Here is a 21,929-nt window from a genome sequence, read left to right on the forward strand (position 1 = left end):
CACCCCTAAGCTGCGTGCCTTGCCTATCTCCCACAAGGAAACACCGCATGCAGAACCTCTCCGGCTCCGTTCAGACGAACCATCCCCTGCCGTCGTACCTCGACGCCACCCACCTCGGCCCCTGGGGCAACTACCTCCAGCAGGTGGACCGTGTCACCCCCTACCTGGGCAGCCTGGCGCGCTGGGTGGAAACGCTCAAGCGCCCCAAGCGCATCCTGGTCGTGGATGTGCCGATCGAGATGGACAACGGCACCATCGCCCACTTCGAGGGCTACCGCGTGCAGCACAACCTGAGCCGCGGCCCCGGCAAGGGCGGCGTGCGCTTCCACCAGGACGTGACGCTGTCCGAAGTGATGGCCCTGTCGGCCTGGATGTCGATCAAGAACGCCGCCGTCAACGTGCCTTACGGCGGCGCCAAGGGCGGTATCCGCGTCGATCCCAAGAAGCTCTCGATGGGTGAACTGGAGCGCCTGACGCGCCGCTACACCAGCGAGATCGGCCTGCTCATCGGCCCGTCCAAGGACATTCCCGCGCCCGACGTGAACACCAACGGCCAGATCATGGCCTGGATGATGGACACCTACTCCATGAACGTGGGCGCCACCGCCACCGGCGTGGTCACCGGCAAACCGGTGGATCTGGGCGGCTCGCTGGGCCGCGTCGAGGCCACCGGCCGCGGCGTGTTCACCGTGGGCGTGGAGGCCGCCAAGCTGACCGGCCTGCCGATCGAAGGTGCCCGCCTGGCCGTGCAAGGCTTCGGCAACGTGGGCGGCACCGCGGCCAAGCTGTTCGCTGACGCTGGCGCCAAGGTGGTGGCCGTGCAGGACCACACCGGCACCCTCTTCAATAGCAACGGCCTGGACGTGCCCGCCCTGCTGGCCCATGTGAAGGCAACCGGCGGCGTGGGCGGCTTCGCTGGCGCCGACACGATCTCCAACGAGGACTTCTGGGGCGTGGACTGCGAGATCCTGATCCCCGCTGCGCTGGAAGGCCAGATCACCAAGGACAACGCAGGCAAGATCAAGGCCAAGATGGTGATCGAGGGCGCCAATGGCCCTACGACCACCGAGGCCGACGACATCCTGCACGACAAGGGCGTGCTGGTGCTGCCCGACGTGATCGCCAACGCCGGCGGCGTGACGGTGAGCTACTTCGAATGGGTGCAGGACTTCTCCAGCTTCTTCTGGAGCGAGGACGAAATCAACGCCCGTCTGGTGCGCATCATGCAGGAGGCCTTTGCAGGCGTCTGGAAGGTCGCCCAGGAACACAAGGTGAGCCTGCGCACGGCCACCTTCATCGTGGCCTGCCAACGCATCCTCCACGCCCGCGAAATGCGCGGACTGTATCCGTAACACCCCTCTGAGCGCCTTCGGCGCCTTCCCCCCCGCTCTCGCATCGCTTCGCGCTGCAGGCAGGGGGACGCCCCCAGCGCTGCGGGGCGGCCCTTGCGCGGGGGCCGCTGGCCTATGCTGCGCAGCACAGAGCGCGGTCATCGTCACTCTGCGCCCCCTCCCAAGGCACTGCCCTGTGGCCTGCGGGCCACAGGGCAGGCGGCGGCGCTGCCGCTTGTCTGCCGTGCGCTGCCACTGAACCAGCCGGACTACATCTGCTTACCGGCGTTCGCATTTGGTAGCTTTCTTGGCGGCATCCAACGGGAACACTTCCTCCATTCAAGAGGAGATTTCCCGTGGCAGTTCCATCTTTGCGCAGCATGCTGGCCCGCTGGATGTTGCGTCGTCTGCGCACCGCGCGCGACGTGGCCCGCCTGGCCTACCGCCTGCATGGCCGCAAGACGGCCCTCATCGACCGCCGGGGGCGCTTTACCTACGCCTGCCTGCAGGACCGCGTGCTGCGCCTGCATGCCTGGATGCAGGCGCAGGGCGTGCGCAAGGGCGACATCGTCTTCACCTGGCTGCCCGAAACCGGCGAACAGTACGAGACCCGGCTCGCGACCTATGAGAACGGCGCCATCTTTGCGAGCTTCCACAAGCATCTGCCCGCGCTGGCCGTGCTGGACATGCTCGAACGCCTGCGCCCGGCGGTCTTCATCCACGACCCGCAACTGAGCCGCACCATCCTGCCCGTGGTGCGCGAGCGCTGGCCCGCCATGCGGGTGCTGGCGCTGGGCATGGCCTACGAAAGCGCCTTGGCGGCCCACATGCCGCAACGCGGGCGCGAGCCGGTGCACGAGGACGACGTGTTCGCCCTGCACATGACCTCGGGCACCACCGGCCTTCCCAAGAGCATTGGCTACACGCACCGCAAGTACCTCGACAGCGTGCGCCTGATCAGCCAGGCCATCGACTTCAGCCGCCCGAGTGGAACGCAGGATGTGAACATGCTGGGCATGCCACTGACCGGGCCGGGCTCGGGCCTGGTGCTGCCCACGCTGCTGTCGGGCAGTGCCCTGCTGATGCCCGAGAACTTCCATGCCGAAACCCTGGCGCGGCTGATTGCCCGGCACCGCGTGACCCGCGCCTTCCTGTCGCCCTCGGCCATCATCGATCTGCTGGACGACCCCGCGCTGGCGCGGCACGACCTGTCCTCGCTGCGCCATGTGCCCTATGGCTCGGAGATGATGCCTGCCGCCAAGGTGGCCGAAGCCGTGCGCCGCTTCGGCCCGATCTTCCAGCAGGGCTACGGCTGCCTGGAGGCCCTGCCCCCCATCACCTGGCTGCTGCCGCACGAGCATGTGGACGCTGCGGGCGAACCGGTGGCGCTGGACATCCTGGCTTCGGCCGGGCGCGTGGTGGACGGCGTGGAGGTGGTCATCCGCGACGACGACTTCCAGCCCCTGCCTGCCGGGCAGACCGGCCTGATCACCGCCCGCACGCCCGTGGCCTTTGAGGGCTACTGGAAAGACCCCGAACGCACCGCAGAAACCCTGCGCGAAGGCTGGGTGGTGATGGGCGATGTGGGCTACTTCGACCGCCACGGCTACCTGCATGTGCTGGGCCGCACGGCCGACCGGGTGCAGCGCGCGGGCCAGTGGATCAACCCGCGCGAGGTGGAGGAAGTGGCCCACTGCCACCCCGCCGTCAAGGAAGCCTGTCTGGTGCAGCATGGCTTCCAGGCGGTGCTGGTGTTCAGCCCACGCCATGGGCAGCGCGACGCCCTGGCCAGCCCCGAAGCGCGCGTGGCGCTGGAGCGTGCGCTGCTCCAGCACATGGCCGCCGCACTGCCGAAGGCCCAGCAACCAGACCGCGTACACCTGGTGGCCGACATTCCGCGCAGCTTTCTGAACAAGATGCTGCGCCGCGAAGTGCGCGCACTGCTGGACCGCAACGCCGCCCCCACCTGGGCCACCGCGCCCGACAAGGTGGCCGCATGACGGCCACCCCACCCCGCCTGGGCACGGGCACCAAGCTGAGCTACGCCGTCGGCAACGTGGGCCTGCAGATGCTGGTGGCCGCCATGAGCTTTCTGCTCATGATCTTCTACACCGACGTGGCGCTGGTACCCCCGGCCATCGCGGGTGCCGCGCTGCTGGTGGGCAAGTTCTGGGACGCCGTGAACGACCCGCTGTTCGGCTGGATGAGCGACCGCACCCGCTCGCGCCATGGGCGGCATCGGGTGTACCTGCTGTACGGTGCACTGCCACTCGCGCTGGCGGCGGCTGCGGTCTGGATGGTGCCCCCTGGGCTCAGCCCGTTGGCGGCCTTTGTCTGGATCGCGCTGACCTACACGCTGTTCGACACGCTGATGACGCTGGTGCAGCTGCCCTACTCGGCCCTGGCCACCGAACTGACCCTGGACTACGACGAGCGCACCAGCCTGACCGCCTTTGCATCCATGGGGGCGCTGCTGGGCTTTGTAGGCGGCAGCGTGCTCATGCCGCTGCTGGTGCGCGCCTCCCCCGATGCACGCACCGGCTACGCCCTGGCGGGGCTTTGCTTTGGCGTCTTTGCCGGGCTCTGCGTGGCCTGGGTGGCCTGGCGCGTGCACGAACCGGTGCACTGCCTGCGCCCCCCGGCCACGCACCCGCAAATGTCCATGGCTGCGTCGGTACAGCGCACGCTGCAGGTCACACTGCACAACCGTCCCTTTGTCCTGCTGGTGGGCGCCGTGGGCCTGGTGCGCCTGGGCCTGACACTGGTGCAGGGCGCACTGGCCTACTTTGTGGTGTACCGGCTGCAAGGCGACAAAAGCGATCTGCCGCGCTTCATGGGCATCTTGCTGCTGGTGGTGGGGGTGTCACTGTTCGGGTGGAAGCGCGTGGTCGATGGCTGGGAGAAAAGCCGTACCTACGTTCTGGGCCTGCTGCTGTGCGCAGCGGGCCTGGTGGCGCTGTACTTCCTGCAGCCCGGCCAGCAGGTGGCCATGGTGGCGCTGCTGGTGCTTATCGGCCTGGGCATGGGGGCGCACTGGATCGTGCCGTTCTCCATGGTGCCCGACACCATAGACCACGGCCACATGCAGGCGGGTGAGCGCACCACGGGCATGTACCTGGGCTTTTACGGGCTGGTGGACAAGCTGGCGCGCACCCTGGCCACGGTGCTGATCGCGGGCATGCTGGACTGGACTGGCTACGTGCCCAACGTGCCCCAGGGCGATCTGGCGCTGCAGGGCATCGCCCTCATGACCGGGCCGCTGCCCGCGCTGTGCCTGCTGCTGGCCATTCCGCTGCTGCTGGCCTACCCCATCACCCGTGCACAGCACGCCACCATCCGGCAGAGCGTGGACACAGGCATCGCACCGCCAGCGCTTCAGAGCGGCGGCATGGGCTCCACCGGGCCCGAGGGCTGCACCACCCGCAGCGCCACACAGAACGGTTGCGCGCAGGACGCGCGAGCGGCATAGGGGCAGCCCGGCGTCTGGCACAGGCCCGCTTCGCGCTCGCGCGCCGCATCCTCGTCCTTGGGCAACTGTCCGCTGGCCTGCAGCACGGCCATCTGGAGCCAAGGGTCCTGCCGGGCGTGCAGCAACTCGCGGCCATAGACGGGCGGCTGCACCAGCGGCGCAAACTCCAGCGTCAGCAATGCGCTGGTGCGCACCGACGCAGGCTCGGTGGATTGCAGCACCAGCGCCCAGGTACCCGACTGCAAGGCCTGCGGCTTGCCCGCGAACAGCGCGGCCAAAGACGGCATGGCTGGCGTTGGCGCAGGGGCAATGGCGGTCTGTGCCTGAGCCTGCAACCAGGGCACGGGCACGCGCAGGGTGAGCGAGAAAGCGCGCTCGCCTTCCGGCGTCTGCACCACACCCTGGCGCACCAGCCAGTGCTGCAACGGCGGCAGGCCGGGCAAGCCATCCTCGCCCAGCGCAGCACCCTCTACCACCGGCACCAGCACGGCGGGCCAGGGCTGCACGGCAAGCACGCGCTGGGGCTGCTGCGCAGGTGTGGTGACCTGGCGCACCAGCTCGGCCAGCATGCTGCGCAGCGGTGCGCCCACGCCCGTGGCAGGCCAGGGCGGCAGCGGCGTGGCCCCCGCCGTTGCAGGGGTGGGCGGCAAACGCCCCGGCCCAGCGGCCAGCAGGGGCGCGCCGCGCATGGAGGAAGCAGTCGCCAGAACAGCCGCCCCCTGCCCCGGTGCGGAACCGCCCGATGGCGCCGCAGGTGCCTCGGCCAGACGGGCGCGGGCCTGCGGCTACAGTTGGACCTGGTCTGCCCCCACCGGCAAGGGCGGTACGGGTGCTACCGGCGCCTGGGGCGGAATGGGGGGCGCAGGTACACCGGGCGAGCGCGCCGAGGATGCGCTTTCGCGGTCTGTACCCAAGAGCGCGCTCTGGCGCTGCAGGGCGGCCTCGGCCAGCACCTGCGCGACGCCAGGGGGCGCCCCCCGAGGAGGATCGATGTTCACGGTCATACCGGCCTGCCATGGGTGGTGCGCAGGACATCCGCGCACCGCCTGTGCATTCTGCGGCGTTTCGCGCACGATGGCTATCGGGGCTTGGTTGCTATTATTTTGATAGCTGCTTGCGCTTATCCATTGGGCGCCAGAGCCCGATTTTGCCTGATCGGCGTCATACCTCAGATATGGCCATCAGCCTCTGCGCCAATAGCCGCGCTCGGGATTAGCTCCCTCTCCCCTTGCGGGAGAGGGAGTCTGAGATACGCCCCGAATCAGACAATTTCACTCGCAAATCGAGGCACCTGGACGCTCTCAAGCCGCCTCGCGGTAGAACAAGGGGCGCGTCTTGACCGGCCCCACGGCCCGCGCGATGGCGCCGATGTGGTCGGGCGTGGTGCCGCAGCAGCCGCCGACGATGTTCACCAGCCCCTCGGCGGCGAACTCATGCACCAGGCGGCTGGTGACCTCGGGCGTCTCGTCGAAGCCGGTGTCGCTCATGGGGTTGGGCAGGCCGGCGTTGGGGTAGCAGCTGATGAAGGTGTCGGGCGCGGCCTTGGCCAGTTCCTGGATATAGGGGCGCATCAGCGCGGCACCCAGCGCGCAGTTCAGGCCCACGGCCAGCGGGCGGGCGTGGCGCACGCTGTGCCAGAAGGCGGTGACGGTCTGGCCCGAGAGGATGCGGCCCGAGGCGTCGGTGACGGTGCCGCTGATGAGGATGGGCAGGCGCTCGCCGGTCTGGTCGAACGCTTCCTCAACGGCGAACAGCGCGGCCTTGGCGTTGAGCGTGTCGAAGATGGTCTCGACCAGGATCACGTCGGCGCCGCCCTCGATCAGCGCCAGGGTCTGCTCCAGGTAGGCCGCACGCAACTGCTCGAAATCGACATTGCGCGCGCCGGGGTCGTTCACGTCGGGGCTGATGCTGGCCGTCTTGGGCGTGGGGCCGAGCGCGCCGGCCACATAGCGCGGCTTGTCGGGCGTGCTGTACTTGTCGCAGGCGGCGCGGGCGAGCTGCGCCGAGCGCAGGTTCATCTCGCGCGCCAGGTCGGCCATGCCGTAGTCCTCCTGCGCGATCGTGGTCGCGCCGAAGGTGTTGGTCTCGATCAGGTCGGCGCCCGCGGCCAGGTAGCGCTCGTGGATGTCGCGGATCACGTCGGGCCGGGTGAGCGAGAGCAGCTCGTTGTTGCCCTTCACATCGCGCGGAAAGTCCTTGAAGCGGTCGCCCGCGCCATCAGGCCCGGTGTAGCCCTCGCCCCGGTACTGCGCCTCGCCCAGCTTGAAGCGCTGGATCATGGTGCCCATGGCGCCGTCGAGGATGGCGATGCGTTGGGCCAGGAGGACGGGGAGCTGCTGGGCGCGGGTGTAGTGGTGGGATTGCATGGGGGTGATTGTAGGAAAGCCCCGGTGGCACGGTACGGGCAGGGGCTTGCGCGCGGCTATAGTGGATTCGACGCTCGCCTGCTGGGTTTCATGGAACTTTGATGCTTGGGTGTGTAAATCCCAGAAAGTTCTGCGGCACACGTCCTTTCATAGGGCTATCTATGTTCATCGACTTGAATTTCGTCGGCACTATTGCCTCCATCGTCAGTTTGATTCTCGCGGTAGTCTTTTGGTGGCTTGCGGATAAGCAAGCGAGTAGAGCCGACAAAGCGCTGTCTGAAATCAGGGACAAGATGATGTCTTGGCAGAACGACCTCAATCGGGCATCCATCAACTTGATTCAAGCTCGACCTGAGGTGATCGCCCAACAGGTATCGCTTGAAGAAGCAAAAGGTCATGCCGCGTTTCAGGCGAAGATCTCAGAGATTGTCGAATCACTATCGCGCGGCGTCGATGAAGCCACTGCAGGTTATCGGATCGCCATGATGAAGGAACTGCTTGAGCATCATCGTCAATCTATTCTCGGGAGTGAGCAGATCAAGGCCAACGCGATCGTCGGTCAACGACCCTCTGCTGTGCAATCAGGTAATGTGCAGCCCTGATGGTCTTTCGCGTGAGACAACGACGCGGTTCTCAGCTTTGGCCAAGCCTCGCATGCAGATCACGAAACTGTTGAAAATCGTCACCGCAAAGCGCCAAGGACTCCGCTCGTATCTTGTTGTATTCGTTGCGGACACCGGTACGTTCGAGTTGTTTCTGCCGGGTGCAAACTCACTCGATGGGACCGTCAGGTTCTTATCACCATCGCTCCGAAGCCAAGCAACCGGTCAAAGCTGGGTTGTAGGCTGGCCACTGGCTGAACTCCTCGCCGCTCATCTTGAAACCGTGATCGATGCAGCTTACCCGGAGGCCTCCATAACACGCGAGGTCATCGAAGCGCTGACAACAGGGGGAGCAGCAGGGCGTTGAGGTTTATCCAAGAGAACGCTCCGCATGCGCCCTCTACACCCACCGCCCCTGCCGCACCACCGTGCACGCGGGCCGCTGGCCCAGCCAGTAGCTGAGTTCAGCCAGTTCCTCCACCGGCCAGAGCACGAAGTCCGCGCTGCGGCCTGCGGCCAGCAGGCCGTGCGTGTCTTGCAGGCCCAGGGCGCGGGCGGCGTGCTGGGTGATGCCGGCCAGCGCCTCGGGCACCGTCAGGCGGAACAGGGTGCACGCCATGTTGGCCATGAGCAGCAGGCTCAATGCGGGCGAGGTGCCGGGGTTGTGGTCGGTGGACACGGCCATGGGCACGCCCGCGGCGCGCAGCTGCTCGATGGGCGGCAAGTGGGTGTCGCGCAGGGTGTAGTAGGCGCCGGGCAGCAGCACGGCCACGGTGCCGGCCGCCTGCATGGCGGCAATGCCCGCCGGGGAGAGGTGTTCGATGTGGTCGCACGACAGCGCCTGGTAGCGCGCCGCGAGCTGCGCCCCGCCCATGTCGGAGAGCTGCCCGGCGTGCAGCTTGACGGGCAGGCCCAGCCGCTGGGCGGTGGCAAACACCTGCTCGGTTTCGGCGAGTGAGAAGGCGATGCGCTCGCAGAACACGTCCACCGCGTCCACCAGGCCTTCGTCGTGCAGCGCGGGCAGCATCTGCTGGCACAGGTGGTCGATGTAGTCCTGGCTGCGCCCGGTGTATTCCGGCGGCAGGGCGTGGGCGCCCAGAAAGGTGGTGCGCACCGTGATGCCCTGCTCGCGCCCCAGGCGGCGCGCCACGCGCAATTGTTTGCGCTCATGCTCCAGGGCCAGGCCGTAGCCGGACTTGATTTCGATGGCGCACACGCCCTCGGCCATCAGCGCTTGCAGGCGTGGCAGCGCGCTGGCGTACAACGCGTCCTCGCTGGCCGCACGCGTGGCGCGCACGCTGGAGACGATGCCGCCCCCGGCGCGGGCCACTTCCTCGTAGCTGGCGCCCGCCAGGCGCAGGGCAAATTCATGCGCACGCTGGCCACCATAGACCAGGTGGGTGTGGCAATCAATCAGCCCCGGCGTGGCCCAGGCGCCGCACGCATCGTGCTGCGGCAGGGCCGCAAAAGCTGCGGGCAGGGCCTGCTGCGGCCCCAGCCAGCGCAGCACGCCCTGCTGCACCACCATCGCGGCAGGTGCGCCGTCGGCCACGGGCTGCGTGGGTTGCGCCAGGCCGGGGGCCAGGCGCAGGTGGCGCCACACACCGTCGGCGCTGGCTGATGGGGGTTGGGTCATGGGTTGCTCCTATTTTTATAGCTATTTGCGCTCATTAATAGGGCGCCAGAGGCGCTTTTTATTCAAATTTTTCCGCGCGCCAGGCGGGCGGCCAGGCGGGCCACCACCTTGGCGGTCAGGCCGTCGCGGTCGAAGCTGGGGTTGAACTCGGCCAGGTCTGCCGCCACCAGCTTGCCGCTGGAGAGCACCGCATCGACCACGCGCTCCACACCCCACAGCGGCACGCCCAGCGGCGCGGGGGCCGATACGCCGGGAGCCACGGCGCCGGGCAGCACATCGATGTCGATGCTGAGGTACACCGCGTCGCACGCCTGCAGCTCCTGCGCCAGCGCGGCCAAGGCCTGCTGCATGCCCGCTTCGGTCTGCACAACGTCGTCGAGCCAGAAGCGCGCGCCCAGCGCTTCGGCGCGCTCGAACAGGGCCTGGGTGTTGGCATAGCGGCTGATGCCCAGCACGCGGTAGCAGAACGCCCGTCCCTGGGCTGCGCACAGCTCCTGGATCTGACGGAACGGTGTGCCCGAGTTGCCCGCATGCGCCATGCGCAGGTCGAAGTGGGCATCCAGGTTGAGGATGAGGATGCGCTGCGCGGCTGGCAGCGCCTGGGCGATGCCCTGGAAGGTGCCCCAGGCCACCTCGTGCCCGCCGCCCAGCACCAGGGGCAGGCAGCCCTGCGCCCTGGCCTGCGCCACGCGCTGGCCCAGTGCCACCTGGGCCGCTTCCAGCGCGCCCTGCGGGCAGTCGATGTCGCCCATGTCCCACAGCGCGGGCTCGCCCAGCACGGGCAGGTTGGCCAGCGCCTTGCGCGCAACATCGGGGCCATGCGCAGCGCCCACGCGCCCGGCGTTGCGGCGCACGCCTTCGTCCACGGCAAATCCGATCAGGGCCACGCCGCCCTGGCTGGTGGCGGCAAAGGGCTGCACCCATTGGTGCCAGCGCGGGCTGGGGCCGGTTTCCTCGGCATCGATGCGGCCTTGCCAGGCAAAGGGCGTGCTCATGGTGGACTCCTTCAGCGGACCATGGGCAGCTTGAGGCCCTGCTTCTTGGCCGTGGCGATGGCCAGCTCGTAGCCCGCGTCGGCATGGCGCATCACGCCCGAGCCGCAGTCGTTGACCAGCACGCGCGCCAGGCGCTCGGCGGCGGCCTCCGTGCCGTCGGCCACGATCACCATGCCCGAGTGCTGGCTGTAGCCCATGCCCACGCCGCCGCCATGGTGCAGGCTCACCCAGGTGGCGCCGCCGGCGGTGTTGAGCAGGGCGTTGAGCAGCGGCCAGTCGGAGACGGCGTCGGTGCCGTCGCGCATGGCCTCAGTCTCGCGGTTGGGGCTGGCCACGCTTCCGGTGTCGAGGTGGTCGCGGCCGATGACGATGGGGGCCTTGAGCTCGCCGTTTTTCACCATCTCGTTGAAGGCCAGGCCGGCGCGGTGGCGCTCGCCCAGGCCCAGCCAGCAGATGCGCGCGGGCAGGCCCTGGAAGGCAATGCGCTCGCGCGCCATGTCGAGCCAGCGGTGCGTGTGGTGGTTGTCGGGGAACAGTTCCTTGATCTTGGCGTCGGTCTTGTAGATGTCCTCGGGGTCGCCCGAGAGCGCCACCCAGCGGAATGGCCCCTTGCCCTCGCAGAACAGCGGGCGGATGTAGGCGGGCACGAAGCCGGGGAAGTCGAAGGCGTTCTGCACGCCCTCATCAAACGCCACCTGGCGGATGTTGTTGCCGTAGTCCACCGTGGGGATGCCCATGGCCTGGAAGTCGAGCATGGCCCGCACATGGACGGCGCAGCTTGTGGCTGCGGCGGCCTTGAGCGAACCATGCTGCGCGGGGTCTTTCTGGGCGGCCTGCCACTGCGGCACGGTCCAGCCGCTGGGCAGGTAGCCGTGGATGAGGTCGTGGGCGCTGGTCTGGTCGGTCACCAGGTCGGGCTTGATACCCCCGGCCCGGGCGCGGCGCACCAGTTCGGGCAGGATGTCGGCGGCGTTGCCCAAGAGGCCGATGGAAATGGCCTTCTTCTCTTGCGTGTAGCGCTGGATGCGCGCCAGCGCATCGTCCAGGTCGGTGGCCTGCTCGTCCAGGTAGCGCGAGCGCAGGCGGAAGTCGATGCTGCTTTGCTGGCATTCGATGGTGAGCGAGCAGGCGCCGGCCAGCGTGGCGGCCAGGGGCTGGGCGCCGCCCATGCCGCCCAGGCCGGCGGTGAGGATCCACTTGCCCGACAGGTCGTTGTTGTAGTGCTGGCGGCCGGCCTCGACGAAGGTCTCGAAGGTGCCCTGCACGATGCCCTGGCTGCCGATGTAGATCCAGCTGCCGGCCGTCATCTGGCCGTACATGAACAGGCCCTTGCGGTCGAGTTCGTTGAAGTGCTCCCAGTTGGCCCACTTTGGCACGAGGTTGGAGTTGGCCAGCAGCACGCGCGGTGCGTTGGCATGGGTCTTGAACACGCCCACGGGCTTGCCCGATTGCACGAGCAGGGTCTCATCGTCGTTGAGATCCTTGAGCGATGCCAGGATCTGGTCGAAGCACTCCCAGTCGCGCGCCGCGCGGCCGATGCCGCCGTAAACCACGAGGTCCTGCGGGCGCTCGGCCACCTCGGGGTCGAGGTTGTTCTGCACCATGCGGTAGGCCGCTTCGGCCAGCCAGTTCTTGCAGTGCAGTTCGCTACCGCGCGGGGCGCGGATGACGCGCGTGGGGTCGTGGCGCGGGTCGGTGGCGGGGGTGAGGTTGGCGTCGTGGGCGTTCATGGCAAGGGCTCCTTGAAGGGTGCGGTTTATTCGTGGCTGGGCATGCAGGCCAGCAGCGGCGCGGGCCAGCTGCTTTGCTGTGCCCAGGCGCGCATGGCTTCGATGTCGGGCGCGAGGTAGCGGTCCTGTTCCAGGAAGGCCACGCGGCGGCGGATGGCGGCGAACTGTTCCTCGACGAGCGGGGAGGACTTCAGCGAGCGGTCGAACTCCATGCCCTGCGCGGCCGACATGGCCTCAATGCCCACCATCACCGCCGCGTTGCGCACCATGTCGAGCAGGCGGCGCGCGCCGTAGGTGGCCATGGACACATGGTCCTCCTGGTTGGCCGAGGTGGGCAGGCTGGTCACGCTGCTCGGGTTGGCCAGGCACTGGTTCTCGGCGGCCAGCGCGGCGGCTGTGACCTGGGCGATCATGAAGCCCGAGTTCACGCCGCTGTCCCGGATCAGGAAGGCGGGCAGGCCCGAAAGGCCGGGGTCGAGCAGCAGCGACAGGCGGCGCTCGGAGATGGCACCGATCTCGGCCACGGCGAGCGCGATGATGTCGGCCGCGAAGGCCACGGGCTCGGCATGGAAGTTGCCGCCCGAGATCACCTCGCCAGCACCTGCAGTCCCTTCGGTCAACGCGGTGAAGACCAGCGGGTTGTCGGACGCCGCATTGGCTTCGGTGCGCAGCACGCGCGCGGCGTGCTGCAGGTTGTCCAGGCAGGCGCCCATAACCTGGGGAATGCAGCGGATGGAGTACGGGTCCTGCACGCGGCCGCAGTGCGGGTGCGAGGGGTCGATCTGGCTGCCGTCGAGCAGCGCGCGCACGGCGGCCGCCACGGCGATCTGCCCGGCCTGGCCGCGTGCCGCGTGGATGCGCGCATCGAACGGCTTGACCGAGCCCTTGATGGCTTCGAGCGAGAGCGCGCCCGCCACCAGCGCGGCACAGAACACGTCTTCCGCGCCGAACAGGCCGGCCAGCGCCAGGGCGGTGGACACCTGCGTGCCGTTGAGCAGCGCCAGGCCTTCCTTGGGGCCGAGCACAAAGGGCTGCAGGCCCACGGCGGCCATGGCCTCGGCGCCCGACACCACCTTGCCGTCCACCGTGGCCTGGCCTTCGCCAATCAGCACGCAGGCCAGGTGCGCCAGCGGCGCGAGGTCGCCCGAGGCGCCCACCGAGCCCTTGGCGGGGATGACCGGCAGCACGTTGGCGTTGGCCAGCGCCAGCAGCGCGTCCACGATGGCGGGGCGGATACCCGAATGTCCGCGCGCCAGGCTCACGGCCTTGGTGGCCAGCACCAGACGCACCACGCCATCGGGCAGCGCCTCGCCGGTGCCCACGCTGTGCGACAGCACCAGGTTGCGCTGCAGCTCGGCCAGGCGCTCGTGGGCGATCTTCGTGCTGGCCAGCTTGCCGAAGCCGGTGTTGATGCCATAGACCACCTGGTCTTCCTCAACGATGCGCTGCACCGTGGCCAGCGCGGCCTGCATACCGGCCTGCGCCGAGGGGTCGAGCGTGAATTGCACGCCACCGGCGTGGATGCGGCGCAGCTGCGCCAGCGTGACATGGCCGGGGTCGAGGGTGATGGGGGTGGTCATGGTGCCAGTCCTGTCTATACAAGTGAAAATCAAAGTTGCGCGATGGTTGTTCGTGTTGGCTGCAGATGGCCCGAGTTCAGTCCACTAGGCTGTGCGGAGGCATGGCGCAGGCCAGCGGCCAACGCGCAAGGGCCGCCCCGCCGCGCTGGTGGCGTCCCCCTTCCCGCATTGCGCAGCAATGCGAGAGAAGGGGGAAGGCGCGCAGCGCCACAGGGGGTTGTTTCATATTCAACCAGCGACGGGGTGGCCGTCGGTGCGAAAACGGCTGCCGAGCCGGTAGCGCGAGGCCGGGTGCAGGCAGCGCACCACGGTCACGGGCACGCCGCGCGACCAGGTGCGGCGCGTGAGCAGCAGGCAGGGCTCGTGCGCCGGCATCTCCAGCAACGCGGCCTGTTCGGGCGTGGGCAGCACGGCATCGACCACATGCTCGACCTGGTCGAACGGTACGCTGCGCAGCAGGTATTCGGAGGGCGGCACGCTGGTGAAGTCCTGCGCCAGGAAATCGGGCGCCAGGGCCGGGTTCACGTGGCGGTCTTCGAGCTGCACCGGCACGCCGTTCTCGCGGTGCACGCATTGCGTGTGGAACACGGAAGCCCCCGTGCCCAGGTCCAGCGCGGCGGCCACCTCCAGCGTGGCGGCGGCGCGCCGGACGGCGAGCACATCGCAGCGGTAGTCGTGGCCGCGCTGGCGTATCTCGCTGGCCAGGTTGGCGATCTGCAGCAGCGTGGACTGCGGCTTGTCTTCCGCCACGAAACTGCCCACCCCCGCCACGCGCACGATGCGGCCCTGCTCCGTCAGCTCGCGCAGGGCGCGGTTCACGGTCATACGCGAAATGCCGAACTGCGCCACCAGCTCGCTCTCGGACGGCAGCCGGTCGCCCGCGCGCCAACTGCCGTCCTGGATGCGGCGCACGATGAAGTCCTTGACCTGCTCGTACAGCGCCAGGGCGGGCGCGGCCGCCGGGCTGGATGCCGGGCGGCGGGAAGGGCTGGCGGTGCGGGTGGAAGTGGAACGCGACATAGTCAAATAAGCCTGTATAGACAGCTTAACCACAATCGAACAGGTCGTCAAGCAGCCACCCAGGCTGCCGGGCCATCAGTGGTAGTCGTCTTCCCGCTGGTGGCGCACCGCACCGACGATCACCCGGTCGCTTTCGACGATCTCAAACAAGGCCACGTAGCCCGATGCACCAAATGGAATGACCAACTCACGCAGGAACGGGCTGCTGCCCACCTTGCGGCATGAAAAGGGCGTCAGTGCCAGCAAATCCACGCCGCTCTTGATGGCCTGGAGCGCACGCTCTGCCACCTCCAGATCGCCGGTCGGGCTGTTCAGTTCGCGCTCCAGCACATGCTCGAACAGCCGCTGCAAGTCCTCTGCGGCCTCCGGGCTGAACTCGACCCGGTACCTCATCGGGTGCGGGACTGGCGTGCTGCGGCGAGGCGGCGCTCTAACCCTGCCATCACCTGCTCGGCGGGTATGCCCGTGGCCTCCAGGCGGGTCGTTTCGATGGCCTGGATGCCGCGGCGCAAAAATTCGGCCTGGCTCTTGCGCGCCGCAACAGCCGTGCGCACGGCGCTTTCCACCAGCTGCGTGAGCGTCTCACCGGGTTGCAGCACTTCTTCCACTTGCTGCCGGAACGCGGGCTCAATGCGGACGGGAGGGAGGGTGGCGGTTTTCATGCGGTCAGTGTAATGCAAATGCGATGCGCCACCTACCCGCTGAAAGCCGCCTCCACCGGCAGCAGCACCCGCACCTCCAGCCCCGGCTGGGCGTTGCGCAACTCCAGCCGCCCGCCATGCGCCTGCGCCACCAGGCGGCACAGGTACAGGCCCAGGCCCACGCCGCCGGTGGTGCGCTGGCGTGCGCTGTCGGGGCGGTAGAAGGCCTGGGCGAGCTGCGCCAGGTGCTCGGGCGGAACGCCGGGGCCGTGGTCGCGCACCACGATCTCCACCGCTTCGTTCTGCCAGCGCAGGTGCAACTCGGGTGGCGGCACGCCGGGCTCGCTGTGGCGCAGGCTGTTGTCAAGCAGGTTGCGCAGCAGCAGGCGCATGCGTGCGCGGTCCAGCGGCAACGCGGGCAGTGCGGACGGCACCAGCACGCGAATGGCGGCGGCGCCAGGGTGGCGGTCGCCCAGCTCGGCGATCACATCGTGCGCCAGCTCCACCAGGTCCACGGCCTCGCGGTGCAGCGCGGCGTGGGGGGCGGCCAGGCGCTCGCTCTCCAGCAGGTCGGTGATGACGCGCGCCATCTCGCCCAGGTCGCGCAGCAGCGCCTGGCGCGGCGCCTGGGCCTCGGCGGTGTCGGGCAGCAGCTCGGCGTTGAGGCGCGCGCGCGTCAGCGGGCTGCGCAGCTCGTGGCTCATGGCCAGCAGCAGGGCACGCTTGGCCTCCAGCATCTGGTGGATGTCTTCGCCCATGGTGTTGATGGTAGCGGCCAGTTGCCCCAGCTCGTCGGGCCTGTGCGCATGGCGCACGGGGATGGGCTGGTCGAACGCGCCGGCGCCGAAGCGCTGAGCACCGGCGCGGATGTCGTCCAGCGGGCGCAGCAGGCGCCGCACGTAGAGGTAGGCCAGCGCCGTGAGCAGCAGCAGCACGCCCAGCGTGACCCAGGCGATGCGCGGGCGCTGCTCCCAGCCCAGCACGTGCAGTCCGAATTCCAGCCGGTGGCCGTCGGCCGTGGTGCGGCGCAGCAGGTTCTGGTCGTCGCCATTGCGCCAGGGCGGCTCGCGCCCGGTGGTGCCGTTCACCCATGCGGGCCGGGGCAGTTCGGGGTGCGAGGCCCAGTTCACCTGGGGCCCTTCAATGCGGATGGTGATGGGCAGGCGCTGCACCAGGGCCTGGGCACGCACGATGCTCGGCGGGCTGCCGACCTCTTGCGCCAGGCGGTCCACGTAGTCCACCAGCAGCGGGCGCGCGGCGGCGCGCCAGCCCACCGAGAGCGCCTTCTGCACGCCGCCGATGAAGGTGACCGCCAGCGCCAGCGCCAGCACCAGGAACACCAGCACCAGGCGCCAGCGTAGCGAGCGCCGCAGCGCCAGGCGCGCGCGCTGGTGCCAGGGGCAGTGCGGGTCGTCGTCGCACCAGGGTTTCATCCGGCCACCCGGCGCAGCGCCAGCGAGTAGCCCGCGTTGCGCAATGTCTTGATGCAGTCCAGCGGTTCGAGCTTCTTGCGCAAGCGGCTGACCACGATGTCCACGGCGCGCGTGTACAGCTCGGCCTCGTGGCCGCGCAGCTGGTTGAGGATGTCGTCGCGCGAGAGCACGCGGCCGCTCTCGCGCGCCAGCAGGTGCAGCAGGTCGAATTCGGTGCCGGTCAGTTCGACATCGCGGCCCAGGCACTGCACGCTGCGGCGCGCGGCGTCGATGCGCAGGCCCTCGAATTCGAGCAGGCCGGGCGCATCGGCCGGGCTGCTCGCACGGCGGCGGCGCAGCACGGTCTGCAGGCGGGCCACCAGCTCGCGCGGCTCGAAGGGCTTGGGCAGGTAGTCGTCGGCGCCGAGTTCCAGGCCCACCACGCGGTCCATGACTTCGCCGCGCGCGGTGAGCATAACGATGGGCAGGTCGCTGCTGCGCCGGATGGTGCGGCACAGCGCAAAGCCGTCCATCTCGGGCAGCATCACGTCGAGGATGGCGGCGCCAAAACCGCCCTGGGCCAGCAGCTCCAGCCCCGCGCTGGGGCGCAGCGCCTGCACCAGTTCCAGCTCGAAGCGCTGGAAGTAAGCGGCCAGCGGCGGGCCGAGCTGTTCGTCGTCGTCGATGAGCAGGATGCGGGGCATGGAGCGATTACACCGCAGCACAGCGCGCGCGGTGCCGCAGGATCATCTGCCGCAGGCGCCGCTGGGCCGGGGCGTGCAGGGCATCAAAGCGGTCGGCGGCCTGCAGCAACGCGGGCAGAGTCAGCGCAGCGTGCGCAGGCTGGCGTGCCACCAGGCCCAGGGCGTGCTCGCGGTCAAAGCGCGGGCCCCAGACCAGGGCCAGCAGTTCGTCGTGCGGCTGCGGCATGCCCGCCAGCAGCACCGGGCCATGCGCGCGCAGATCGCGCGCCAGACTGTGCAGGGGTTCGTGCGTGGTGGTCATGGCCATCACCTGTTTCATGCGGGTTGGCATTCCATCGGAGAACTAGGCGGGAAGCCGCAGACAGTGCTATCGCACGGCAAGGCGCCCCGACGACGCTATCTGATGGAATGCCAAGCCGCATCAGCCGTGGCGGCCCATCCAGCCCCGGCGGCGCTGCATCAGCTCGCGCACCTTCTGCTGCTGCTCGGGATTGAGGCTGTCGTAGAAGTCGGCCATGGCGGTCAGCACCTCGGGGCTGCCGGTCTGCACGGCGCGCAGCTTCTCATCAATCAGGGCCTGGGCGCGGGCGCGGTCGAACTTCTCGCCCGCCACCAGGGCCTGCACCTCGGCACGCGGGTCACCCGCCTGGCCCACGAGGGCCGCGCGCTGGGCCTGCAGTTTGTCGGCCAGCGTGGCGAGCTTTTGCTTCTGCGCCTCGTTCAGGTCGAGCTTGCTGCCGACGCGCTCCATCACCTTGCCGCGCACCTCGGCCATGCGCTCGGCGTCCATGGGGCCGTGGCGGTGGTAGTGGCCGCCCGAGCAGGCGGTGAGGCCGCCGACGAGGATGGTGGCGCCGAACAGGCCGACGAGGGCTTTCTTGATCCAGGATTTCATGGTGCGGGTCCTTTCGGGACGCTGTGGAACATGGCCTCCATGGTGCGGCGCGGGCGCGCTGGCGTCTTCTCCGCACGGTTTCGGTTTATTTCGGTTTGTTTCAGCGACGCCCCGGCCAGGGGCTGCCGCGCGATTGCCGATAATCATGCAGACCCGGCCCGCACGGCGCCCGGCATTTCATGCAAAACAAGCCTCCAGCGCCCGTCCATCCTGCGCTGGCAGCTATACATTCAAGAGCAAATTTTTGTCCCCCGCGCACTCCATCCTGAAAGACGTCTTCGGCTACGAGCGCTTCCGTGGCCCGCAGGAGGCCATCGTGGCGCATGTGGTGGCGGGCGGCGACGCGCTGGTGCTCATGCCCACGGGCGGCGGCAAAAGCCTGTGCTACCAGGTGCCGGCCATAGCTCGCCAGCGGGCGGGCCAGGGCGTGGCCATCGTGGTGTCGCCACTGATCGCGCTGATGCACGACCAGGTGGGCGCGCTGCACGAGGCGGGGGTGGAGGCGGCTTTCCTCAATTCCACGCTGGACTGGCAGCAGGCACTGGACGTGGAGCGGCGCCTGGCCCGCGGCGAGATCACCCTGCTCTACGCCGCGCCCGAACGGCTGACCACGCCGCGCTTCCTGGAACTGCTGGACGGCCTGTACCAGCGCGGCCAACTGTCGATGTTCGCCATCGACGAGGCGCACTGCGTGAGCCAATGGGGGCACGACTTCCGGCCCGAGTACCGCCAGCTCACCGTGCTGCACGAGCGCTACGCCAGCGTGCCGCGCATCGCCCTCACGGCCACGGCCGATGCGCTCACGCGCGCCGACATCGTCGAGCGCCTGCAGCTGCAGGAGGCGCGGCAGTTCGTCAGCAGCTTCGACCGGCCCAACATCCGCTATCGGCTGGAGGAAAAGAAGGACGCCACCACGCAGCTGCTGCGCTTCATCGAGCGCGAACACCCCGAGGACGCGGGCGTGGTCTATTGCCAGTCGCGCAAGCGCGTGGATGAGCTGGCCGACACGCTGTGCGAGGCCGGCCTCAACGCCCTGCCCTACCACGCCGGCCTGGCGCCAGAAGTGCGCCAGCGCCACCAGGACCGCTTCCTGCGCGAGGAAGGCATCGTGATGGTGGCGACCATCGCCTTCGGCATGGGCATCGACAAGCCCGACGTGCGCTTTGTGGCCCACGTGGACATGCCCAAGAACATCGAGGGCTACTACCAGGAAACCGGCCGCGCGGGCCGCGACGGCCTCCCTGCCGACGCCTGGATGGCCTATGGCCTGCAGGATGTGGTGAACCAGCGCCGCATGATCGACGAGAGCCCCGCCGCCGAGGAATTCAAGGCCGTGATGCGCGGCAAGCTCGACGCCCTGCTGGGCCTGGCCGAGGCCACGGACTGCCGGCGCGTGCGCCTGCTGGCCTACTTCGGCGAAGCCTCGCAACCTTGCGGCAACTGCGACAACTGCCTGAACCCGCCGCCGGTGTGGGATGGCACCGACGCGGCGCGCAAGCTGCTCTCCACCATCTACCGCGTGCACGCGGCCAGCGGGCTGACCTTTGGCACCGGCCACATCATGGACATCGTGCGCGGCAAGGACACCGAGAAGGTGCAGCAGTTCGGGCACGACAAGCTATCCACTTTCGGCCTGGGCAAGGAGTACACCGAGGCGCAGTTGCGCGGCGTGCTGCGCCAACTGCTGGCCACCGGCGCCGTGGGCCTGCACAAGGTGAGCATGGACAACGGCCACAGTTTCGACACGCTGACCCTCACCGACGGCTCGCGCCCCGTGCTGCGCGGCGAACAAAGCGTGCTGCTGCGCGAGGCCACGGCCCACGCCGCGCCCAAGAAGGCGCGCCGCGCGAGCGCGCCGCCTGCAGCCGCCGCCAACCTGGGCCAGGAGGCGCAGGTGCGCTTCATCAACCTCAAGGCCTGGCGCGCCGAGGTGGCGCGCGAGCACAACTTGCCGGCCTACGTGATCTTCCACGATGCCACGCTGGCGGCGATTGCCGAGCGCTGCCCGGCCACGCTGGACGACCTGCAGGGCATCAGCGGCATGGGCGCGAAAAAGCTCGAAGCCTACGGCGAAGACGTGCTGCGCGTGGTGCGCACGGTCTGACACCGCACGGCTGGCCTGCTCAGCCGCCCTCGGAGCGCAAGGCCTGCACGGCGTCCACCACCTTGCGTGCATCCTGCTGGATCAGCTCCATGGACTGCACGGCCTGGTTGGCCAAAACCACCCCTTCCTGCACCGTGGCCAGTCCGGCCTGCATGGTCGCGGTGAGAGCGGCCACTTCGGTCTGGATGGCGGCAATGGTCTGGCTGATGTCGTCCGTGGCCGCCTTGCTGTTGGCCGCCAGTTGGCGCACCTCGCCCGCCACCACGGCAAAGCCGCGCCCAGACTCCCCGGCCCGCGCGGCCTCAACGGCGGCATTGAGCGCCAGCAGGTTGGTCTGATCGGCCACACGCCGGATCGCGCCCACGGTGGCGCCAATGCCCTGGGTCTGTCGGCCCAGCGCCGTCACGCGCTGCACCGCGTCCTCAAAGGCCGCCGCCATGGCCTCAATGCGCTGCACCGCCTGCTGCACCGTGTGCCCGCTCTGCGTGGAGAGGCCCTGTGTCTCGTGCGCGATCTGGTAGGCCGTGTCCACCCCCTGCTGGCGCGCCTGGCCTTGCATCACCTTGTCGGTAATGTCGGTGGCCACCTTCACCACGCCAGAGACGGTGCCCTCCTGGGTGAAGACGGGGTTGTAGCTGGCCTCCAGCCACACGGTGCGGCCCTGGCGGCTCACCCGCTGCACCTGCCCCTGGTGGTAGCGCCCCTGGCGCAAACCGTCCCAGAACGATGCGTAGGCAGGGCTGGCTGCGTAGTCGCGCGTGCAGAACATGCGGTGGTGCTGCCCCAGCACGTCATCGAGCTGGTAACCCATGCACTGCAAAAAATTGCCGTTCGCGTGCTGAATGTGGCCGTCGGGGCTGAAAGCGATCACGGCCATGGACCGGTCGATGGCCTCCAACACGCCGGTGCTGCGCAGGCGGTCTTCCACCTGCGCGGTCACGTCCGAGGCCAGCTTGACGATGCGCGTCACCTTGCCGGCAGCGTTGAACACCGGGTTGTAGGTGGCACGCAGCCAGACCAGGTGCCCATCCTTGTGGCGGCGCTGGAACAAGCCACCAAAGGTCTCGCCAGCACTCAGGCGCCGCCAGAAATCCTGGTACTGCGCGCTGGCGGCATAGTCCGGCACACACAGCATGGCGTGCGGCTGGCCCTCCAGCTCCTGCGGCCGCAAACCAAAAATATCGCCAAACAGCGGGTTGGCCTTGATGACCTTGCCATCCAGGCCCAGGTGCACGATGGCCGTGGAGCGATCGAGCGCCCCCAACACCCAGACCGCAGAACGCCAACGACGCAGCAACTTGAACATGCTCCACCTCTGAGAGAAGACCTACAGACACACACGGCACGCGCCCTGCAAAAGCCCGTGCTTGAACGCTGCAAAACAGCAGACGCAGCGCATTGCCTGCGCCAATTCATCCTAGCACCGACCCAGTGCCGGACGTTG

Annotated in this window: 21 protein-coding genes; 6 read left to right on the forward strand and 15 right to left on the reverse strand. The window is 68.7% G+C overall.

Going from position 1 to position 21,929, the window contains the following annotated elements; genetic code table 11:
• Positions 1 to 47: 47 nt before the first annotated feature.
• The 3 genes from GWK50_RS18120 (at position 48) to GWK50_RS18130 (ending at position 4,800) form a co-directional block, all read left to right on the forward strand.
• On the forward strand, positions 48 to 1,352 hold the full coding sequence (locus GWK50_RS18120; RefSeq protein WP_162017747.1) for a Glu/Leu/Phe/Val dehydrogenase: 1,305 nt from the start codon (positions 48 to 50) through the stop codon (positions 1,350 to 1,352).
• Positions 1,353 to 1,687: 335 nt separating this feature from the next.
• On the forward strand, positions 1,688 to 3,331 hold the full coding sequence (locus tag GWK50_RS18125; RefSeq protein ID WP_162017748.1) for an AMP-binding protein: 1,644 nt from the start codon (positions 1,688 to 1,690) through the stop codon (positions 3,329 to 3,331).
• On the forward strand, positions 3,328 to 4,800 hold the full coding sequence (locus tag GWK50_RS18130) for an MFS transporter (protein ID WP_162017749.1): 1,473 nt from the start codon (positions 3,328 to 3,330) through the stop codon (positions 4,798 to 4,800). The genes GWK50_RS18125 and GWK50_RS18130 overlap by 4 nt, the downstream gene beginning before the upstream one ends.
• Here the strand turns inward: GWK50_RS18130 and GWK50_RS18135 are convergent.
• The 3 genes from GWK50_RS18135 to GWK50_RS18140 all read right to left on the reverse strand — a co-directional run bounded on the left by GWK50_RS18135 (position 4,707) and on the right by GWK50_RS18140 (position 7,166).
• Entirely contained in the window at positions 4,707 to 5,489 is a 783-nt protein-coding gene (locus tag GWK50_RS18135; RefSeq protein ID WP_242455428.1) for a hypothetical protein, read from the reverse strand. The genes GWK50_RS18130 and GWK50_RS18135 overlap by 94 nt on opposite strands.
• 96 nt (positions 5,490 to 5,585) lie before the next feature.
• Complete coding sequence (locus GWK50_RS19975; protein WP_242455429.1) at positions 5,586 to 5,804, reverse strand: hypothetical protein; 219 nt, start codon at positions 5,802 to 5,804, stop codon at positions 5,586 to 5,588.
• A gap of 297 nt (positions 5,805 to 6,101) precedes the next feature.
• The gene (locus GWK50_RS18140) at positions 6,102 to 7,166 is read right to left on the reverse strand and encodes a homocysteine S-methyltransferase family protein (RefSeq protein WP_162017750.1); all 1,065 of its coding nucleotides are present in this window, start codon (positions 7,164 to 7,166) and stop codon (positions 6,102 to 6,104) included.
• Positions 7,167 to 7,327: 161 nt separating this feature from the next.
• Here GWK50_RS18140 and GWK50_RS18145 point away from each other — a divergent pair, with 161 nt between their 5' ends.
• The gene (locus GWK50_RS18145) at positions 7,328 to 7,768 is read left to right on the forward strand and encodes a hypothetical protein (protein ID WP_162017751.1); all 441 of its coding nucleotides are present in this window, start codon (positions 7,328 to 7,330) and stop codon (positions 7,766 to 7,768) included.
• 52 nt (positions 7,769 to 7,820) lie between these two features.
• On the forward strand, positions 7,821 to 8,135 hold the full coding sequence (locus GWK50_RS18150) for a hypothetical protein (RefSeq protein ID WP_162017752.1): 315 nt from the start codon (positions 7,821 to 7,823) through the stop codon (positions 8,133 to 8,135).
• Between the two features lie 33 nt (positions 8,136 to 8,168).
• Here GWK50_RS18150 and hutI read toward each other — a convergent pair whose 3' ends face one another.
• The 11 genes from hutI to GWK50_RS18205 form a co-directional block, all read right to left on the reverse strand.
• Positions 8,169 to 9,404, reverse strand: coding sequence for an imidazolonepropionase (hutI, locus tag GWK50_RS18155; protein WP_162017753.1), 1,236 nt, complete (start codon positions 9,402 to 9,404; stop codon positions 8,169 to 8,171).
• Positions 9,405 to 9,466: 62 nt separating this feature from the next.
• On the reverse strand, positions 9,467 to 10,399 hold the full coding sequence (gene hutG, locus GWK50_RS18160) for a formimidoylglutamase (protein ID WP_162017754.1): 933 nt from the start codon (positions 10,397 to 10,399) through the stop codon (positions 9,467 to 9,469).
• Between the two features lie 11 nt (positions 10,400 to 10,410).
• Positions 10,411 to 12,129: a urocanate hydratase gene (hutU, locus tag GWK50_RS18165; RefSeq protein WP_162017755.1), complete on the reverse strand. Its 1,719-nt coding sequence runs from the start codon at positions 12,127 to 12,129 to the stop codon at positions 10,411 to 10,413.
• A gap of 26 nt (positions 12,130 to 12,155) precedes the next feature.
• A complete protein-coding gene (gene hutH, locus GWK50_RS18170) occupies positions 12,156 to 13,709 on the reverse strand; it encodes a histidine ammonia-lyase (RefSeq protein WP_162017756.1) in 1,554 nt (517 codons plus the stop codon).
• A gap of 228 nt (positions 13,710 to 13,937) precedes the next feature.
• On the reverse strand, positions 13,938 to 14,729 hold the full coding sequence (gene hutC, locus GWK50_RS18175) for a histidine utilization repressor (RefSeq protein ID WP_162017757.1): 792 nt from the start codon (positions 14,727 to 14,729) through the stop codon (positions 13,938 to 13,940).
• Positions 14,730 to 14,804: 75 nt separating this feature from the next.
• Positions 14,805 to 15,122 (reverse strand): type II toxin-antitoxin system RelE/ParE family toxin, encoded by a 318-nt coding sequence (locus GWK50_RS18180; RefSeq protein WP_162017758.1) that lies wholly within the window; start codon positions 15,120 to 15,122, stop codon positions 14,805 to 14,807.
• A complete protein-coding gene (locus tag GWK50_RS18185; protein WP_162017759.1) occupies positions 15,119 to 15,391 on the reverse strand; it encodes a YlcI/YnfO family protein in 273 nt (90 codons plus the stop codon). The genes GWK50_RS18180 and GWK50_RS18185 overlap by 4 nt, the downstream gene beginning before the upstream one ends.
• 32 nt (positions 15,392 to 15,423) lie before the next feature.
• Entirely contained in the window at positions 15,424 to 16,803 is a 1,380-nt protein-coding gene (locus tag GWK50_RS18190; RefSeq protein ID WP_162017760.1) for a HAMP domain-containing sensor histidine kinase, read from the reverse strand.
• Complete coding sequence (locus GWK50_RS18195) at positions 16,800 to 17,486, reverse strand: response regulator transcription factor (protein WP_162017761.1); 687 nt, start codon at positions 17,484 to 17,486, stop codon at positions 16,800 to 16,802. The genes GWK50_RS18190 and GWK50_RS18195 overlap by 4 nt, the downstream gene beginning before the upstream one ends.
• A 7-nt stretch (positions 17,487 to 17,493) precedes the next feature.
• Positions 17,494 to 17,787 (reverse strand): hypothetical protein, encoded by a 294-nt coding sequence (locus tag GWK50_RS18200; protein WP_162017762.1) that lies wholly within the window; start codon positions 17,785 to 17,787, stop codon positions 17,494 to 17,496.
• Positions 17,788 to 17,907: 120 nt separating this feature from the next.
• Positions 17,908 to 18,381, reverse strand: a complete 474-nt coding sequence (locus tag GWK50_RS18205) for a Spy/CpxP family protein refolding chaperone (protein WP_162017763.1) — start codon at positions 18,379 to 18,381, stop codon at positions 17,908 to 17,910.
• 244 nt (positions 18,382 to 18,625) lie between these two features.
• On the opposite strand from GWK50_RS18205, the gene recQ reads away from it, so the two are divergent.
• A complete protein-coding gene (recQ, locus tag GWK50_RS18210; protein WP_162017764.1) occupies positions 18,626 to 20,485 on the forward strand; it encodes a DNA helicase RecQ in 1,860 nt (619 codons plus the stop codon).
• 19 nt (positions 20,486 to 20,504) lie between these two features.
• Here recQ and GWK50_RS20070 read toward each other — a convergent pair whose 3' ends face one another.
• Positions 20,505 to 21,791: a PAS domain-containing methyl-accepting chemotaxis protein gene (locus GWK50_RS20070; protein ID WP_162017765.1), complete on the reverse strand. Its 1,287-nt coding sequence runs from the start codon at positions 21,789 to 21,791 to the stop codon at positions 20,505 to 20,507.
• Positions 21,792 to 21,929: the final 138 nt, after the last annotated feature.

The sequence above is a fragment of the Acidovorax sp. 210-6 genome (assembly GCF_010020825.1).
Classification (GTDB): Bacteria; Pseudomonadota; Gammaproteobacteria; order Burkholderiales; family Burkholderiaceae_C; genus Simplicispira; species Simplicispira sedimenti.

Bases quoted from the DNA above. Each gene is read 5' to 3' on its own strand.
- GWK50_RS18205 (WP_162017763.1), bottom strand. From the start codon at position 18,381: ATGAAATCCTGGATCAAGAAAGCCCTCGTCGGCCTGTTCGGCGCCACC.
- GWK50_RS18190 (WP_162017760.1), bottom strand. From the start codon at position 16,803: ATGAAACCCTGGTGCGACGACGACCCGCACTGCCCCTGGCACCAGCGC.
- GWK50_RS18145 (WP_162017751.1), top strand. From the start codon at position 7,328: ATGTTCATCGACTTGAATTTCGTCGGCACTATTGCCTCCATCGTCAGT.
- GWK50_RS18150 (WP_162017752.1), top strand. From the start codon at position 7,821: ATGCAGATCACGAAACTGTTGAAAATCGTCACCGCAAAGCGCCAAGGA.
- hutC (WP_162017757.1), bottom strand. From the start codon at position 14,729: ATGTCGCGTTCCACTTCCACCCGCACCGCCAGCCCTTCCCGCCGCCCG.
- GWK50_RS18120 (WP_162017747.1), top strand. From the start codon at position 48: ATGCAGAACCTCTCCGGCTCCGTTCAGACGAACCATCCCCTGCCGTCG.
- GWK50_RS18200 (WP_162017762.1), bottom strand. From the start codon at position 17,787: ATGACCACCACGCACGAACCCCTGCACAGTCTGGCGCGCGATCTGCGC.
- hutI (WP_162017753.1), bottom strand. From the start codon at position 9,404: ATGACCCAACCCCCATCAGCCAGCGCCGACGGTGTGTGGCGCCACCTG.
- GWK50_RS18185 (WP_162017759.1), bottom strand. From the start codon at position 15,391: ATGAAAACCGCCACCCTCCCTCCCGTCCGCATTGAGCCCGCGTTCCGG.
- GWK50_RS18135 (WP_242455428.1), bottom strand. From the start codon at position 5,489: ATGCGCGGCGCGCCCCTGCTGGCCGCTGGGCCGGGGCGTTTGCCGCCC.
- GWK50_RS18130 (WP_162017749.1), top strand. From the start codon at position 3,328: ATGACGGCCACCCCACCCCGCCTGGGCACGGGCACCAAGCTGAGCTAC.
- GWK50_RS18140 (WP_162017750.1), bottom strand. From the start codon at position 7,166: ATGCAATCCCACCACTACACCCGCGCCCAGCAGCTCCCCGTCCTCCTG.
- hutH (WP_162017756.1), bottom strand. From the start codon at position 13,709: ATGACCACCCCCATCACCCTCGACCCCGGCCATGTCACGCTGGCGCAG.
- GWK50_RS19975 (WP_242455429.1), bottom strand. From the start codon at position 5,804: ATGACCGTGAACATCGATCCTCCTCGGGGGGCGCCCCCTGGCGTCGCG.
- hutU (WP_162017755.1), bottom strand. From the start codon at position 12,129: ATGAACGCCCACGACGCCAACCTCACCCCCGCCACCGACCCGCGCCAC.
- GWK50_RS20070 (WP_162017765.1), bottom strand. From the start codon at position 21,791: ATGTTCAAGTTGCTGCGTCGTTGGCGTTCTGCGGTCTGGGTGTTGGGG.
- GWK50_RS18180 (WP_162017758.1), bottom strand. From the start codon at position 15,122: ATGAGGTACCGGGTCGAGTTCAGCCCGGAGGCCGCAGAGGACTTGCAG.
- hutG (WP_162017754.1), bottom strand. From the start codon at position 10,399: ATGAGCACGCCCTTTGCCTGGCAAGGCCGCATCGATGCCGAGGAAACC.
- GWK50_RS18195 (WP_162017761.1), bottom strand. From the start codon at position 17,486: ATGCCCCGCATCCTGCTCATCGACGACGACGAACAGCTCGGCCCGCCG.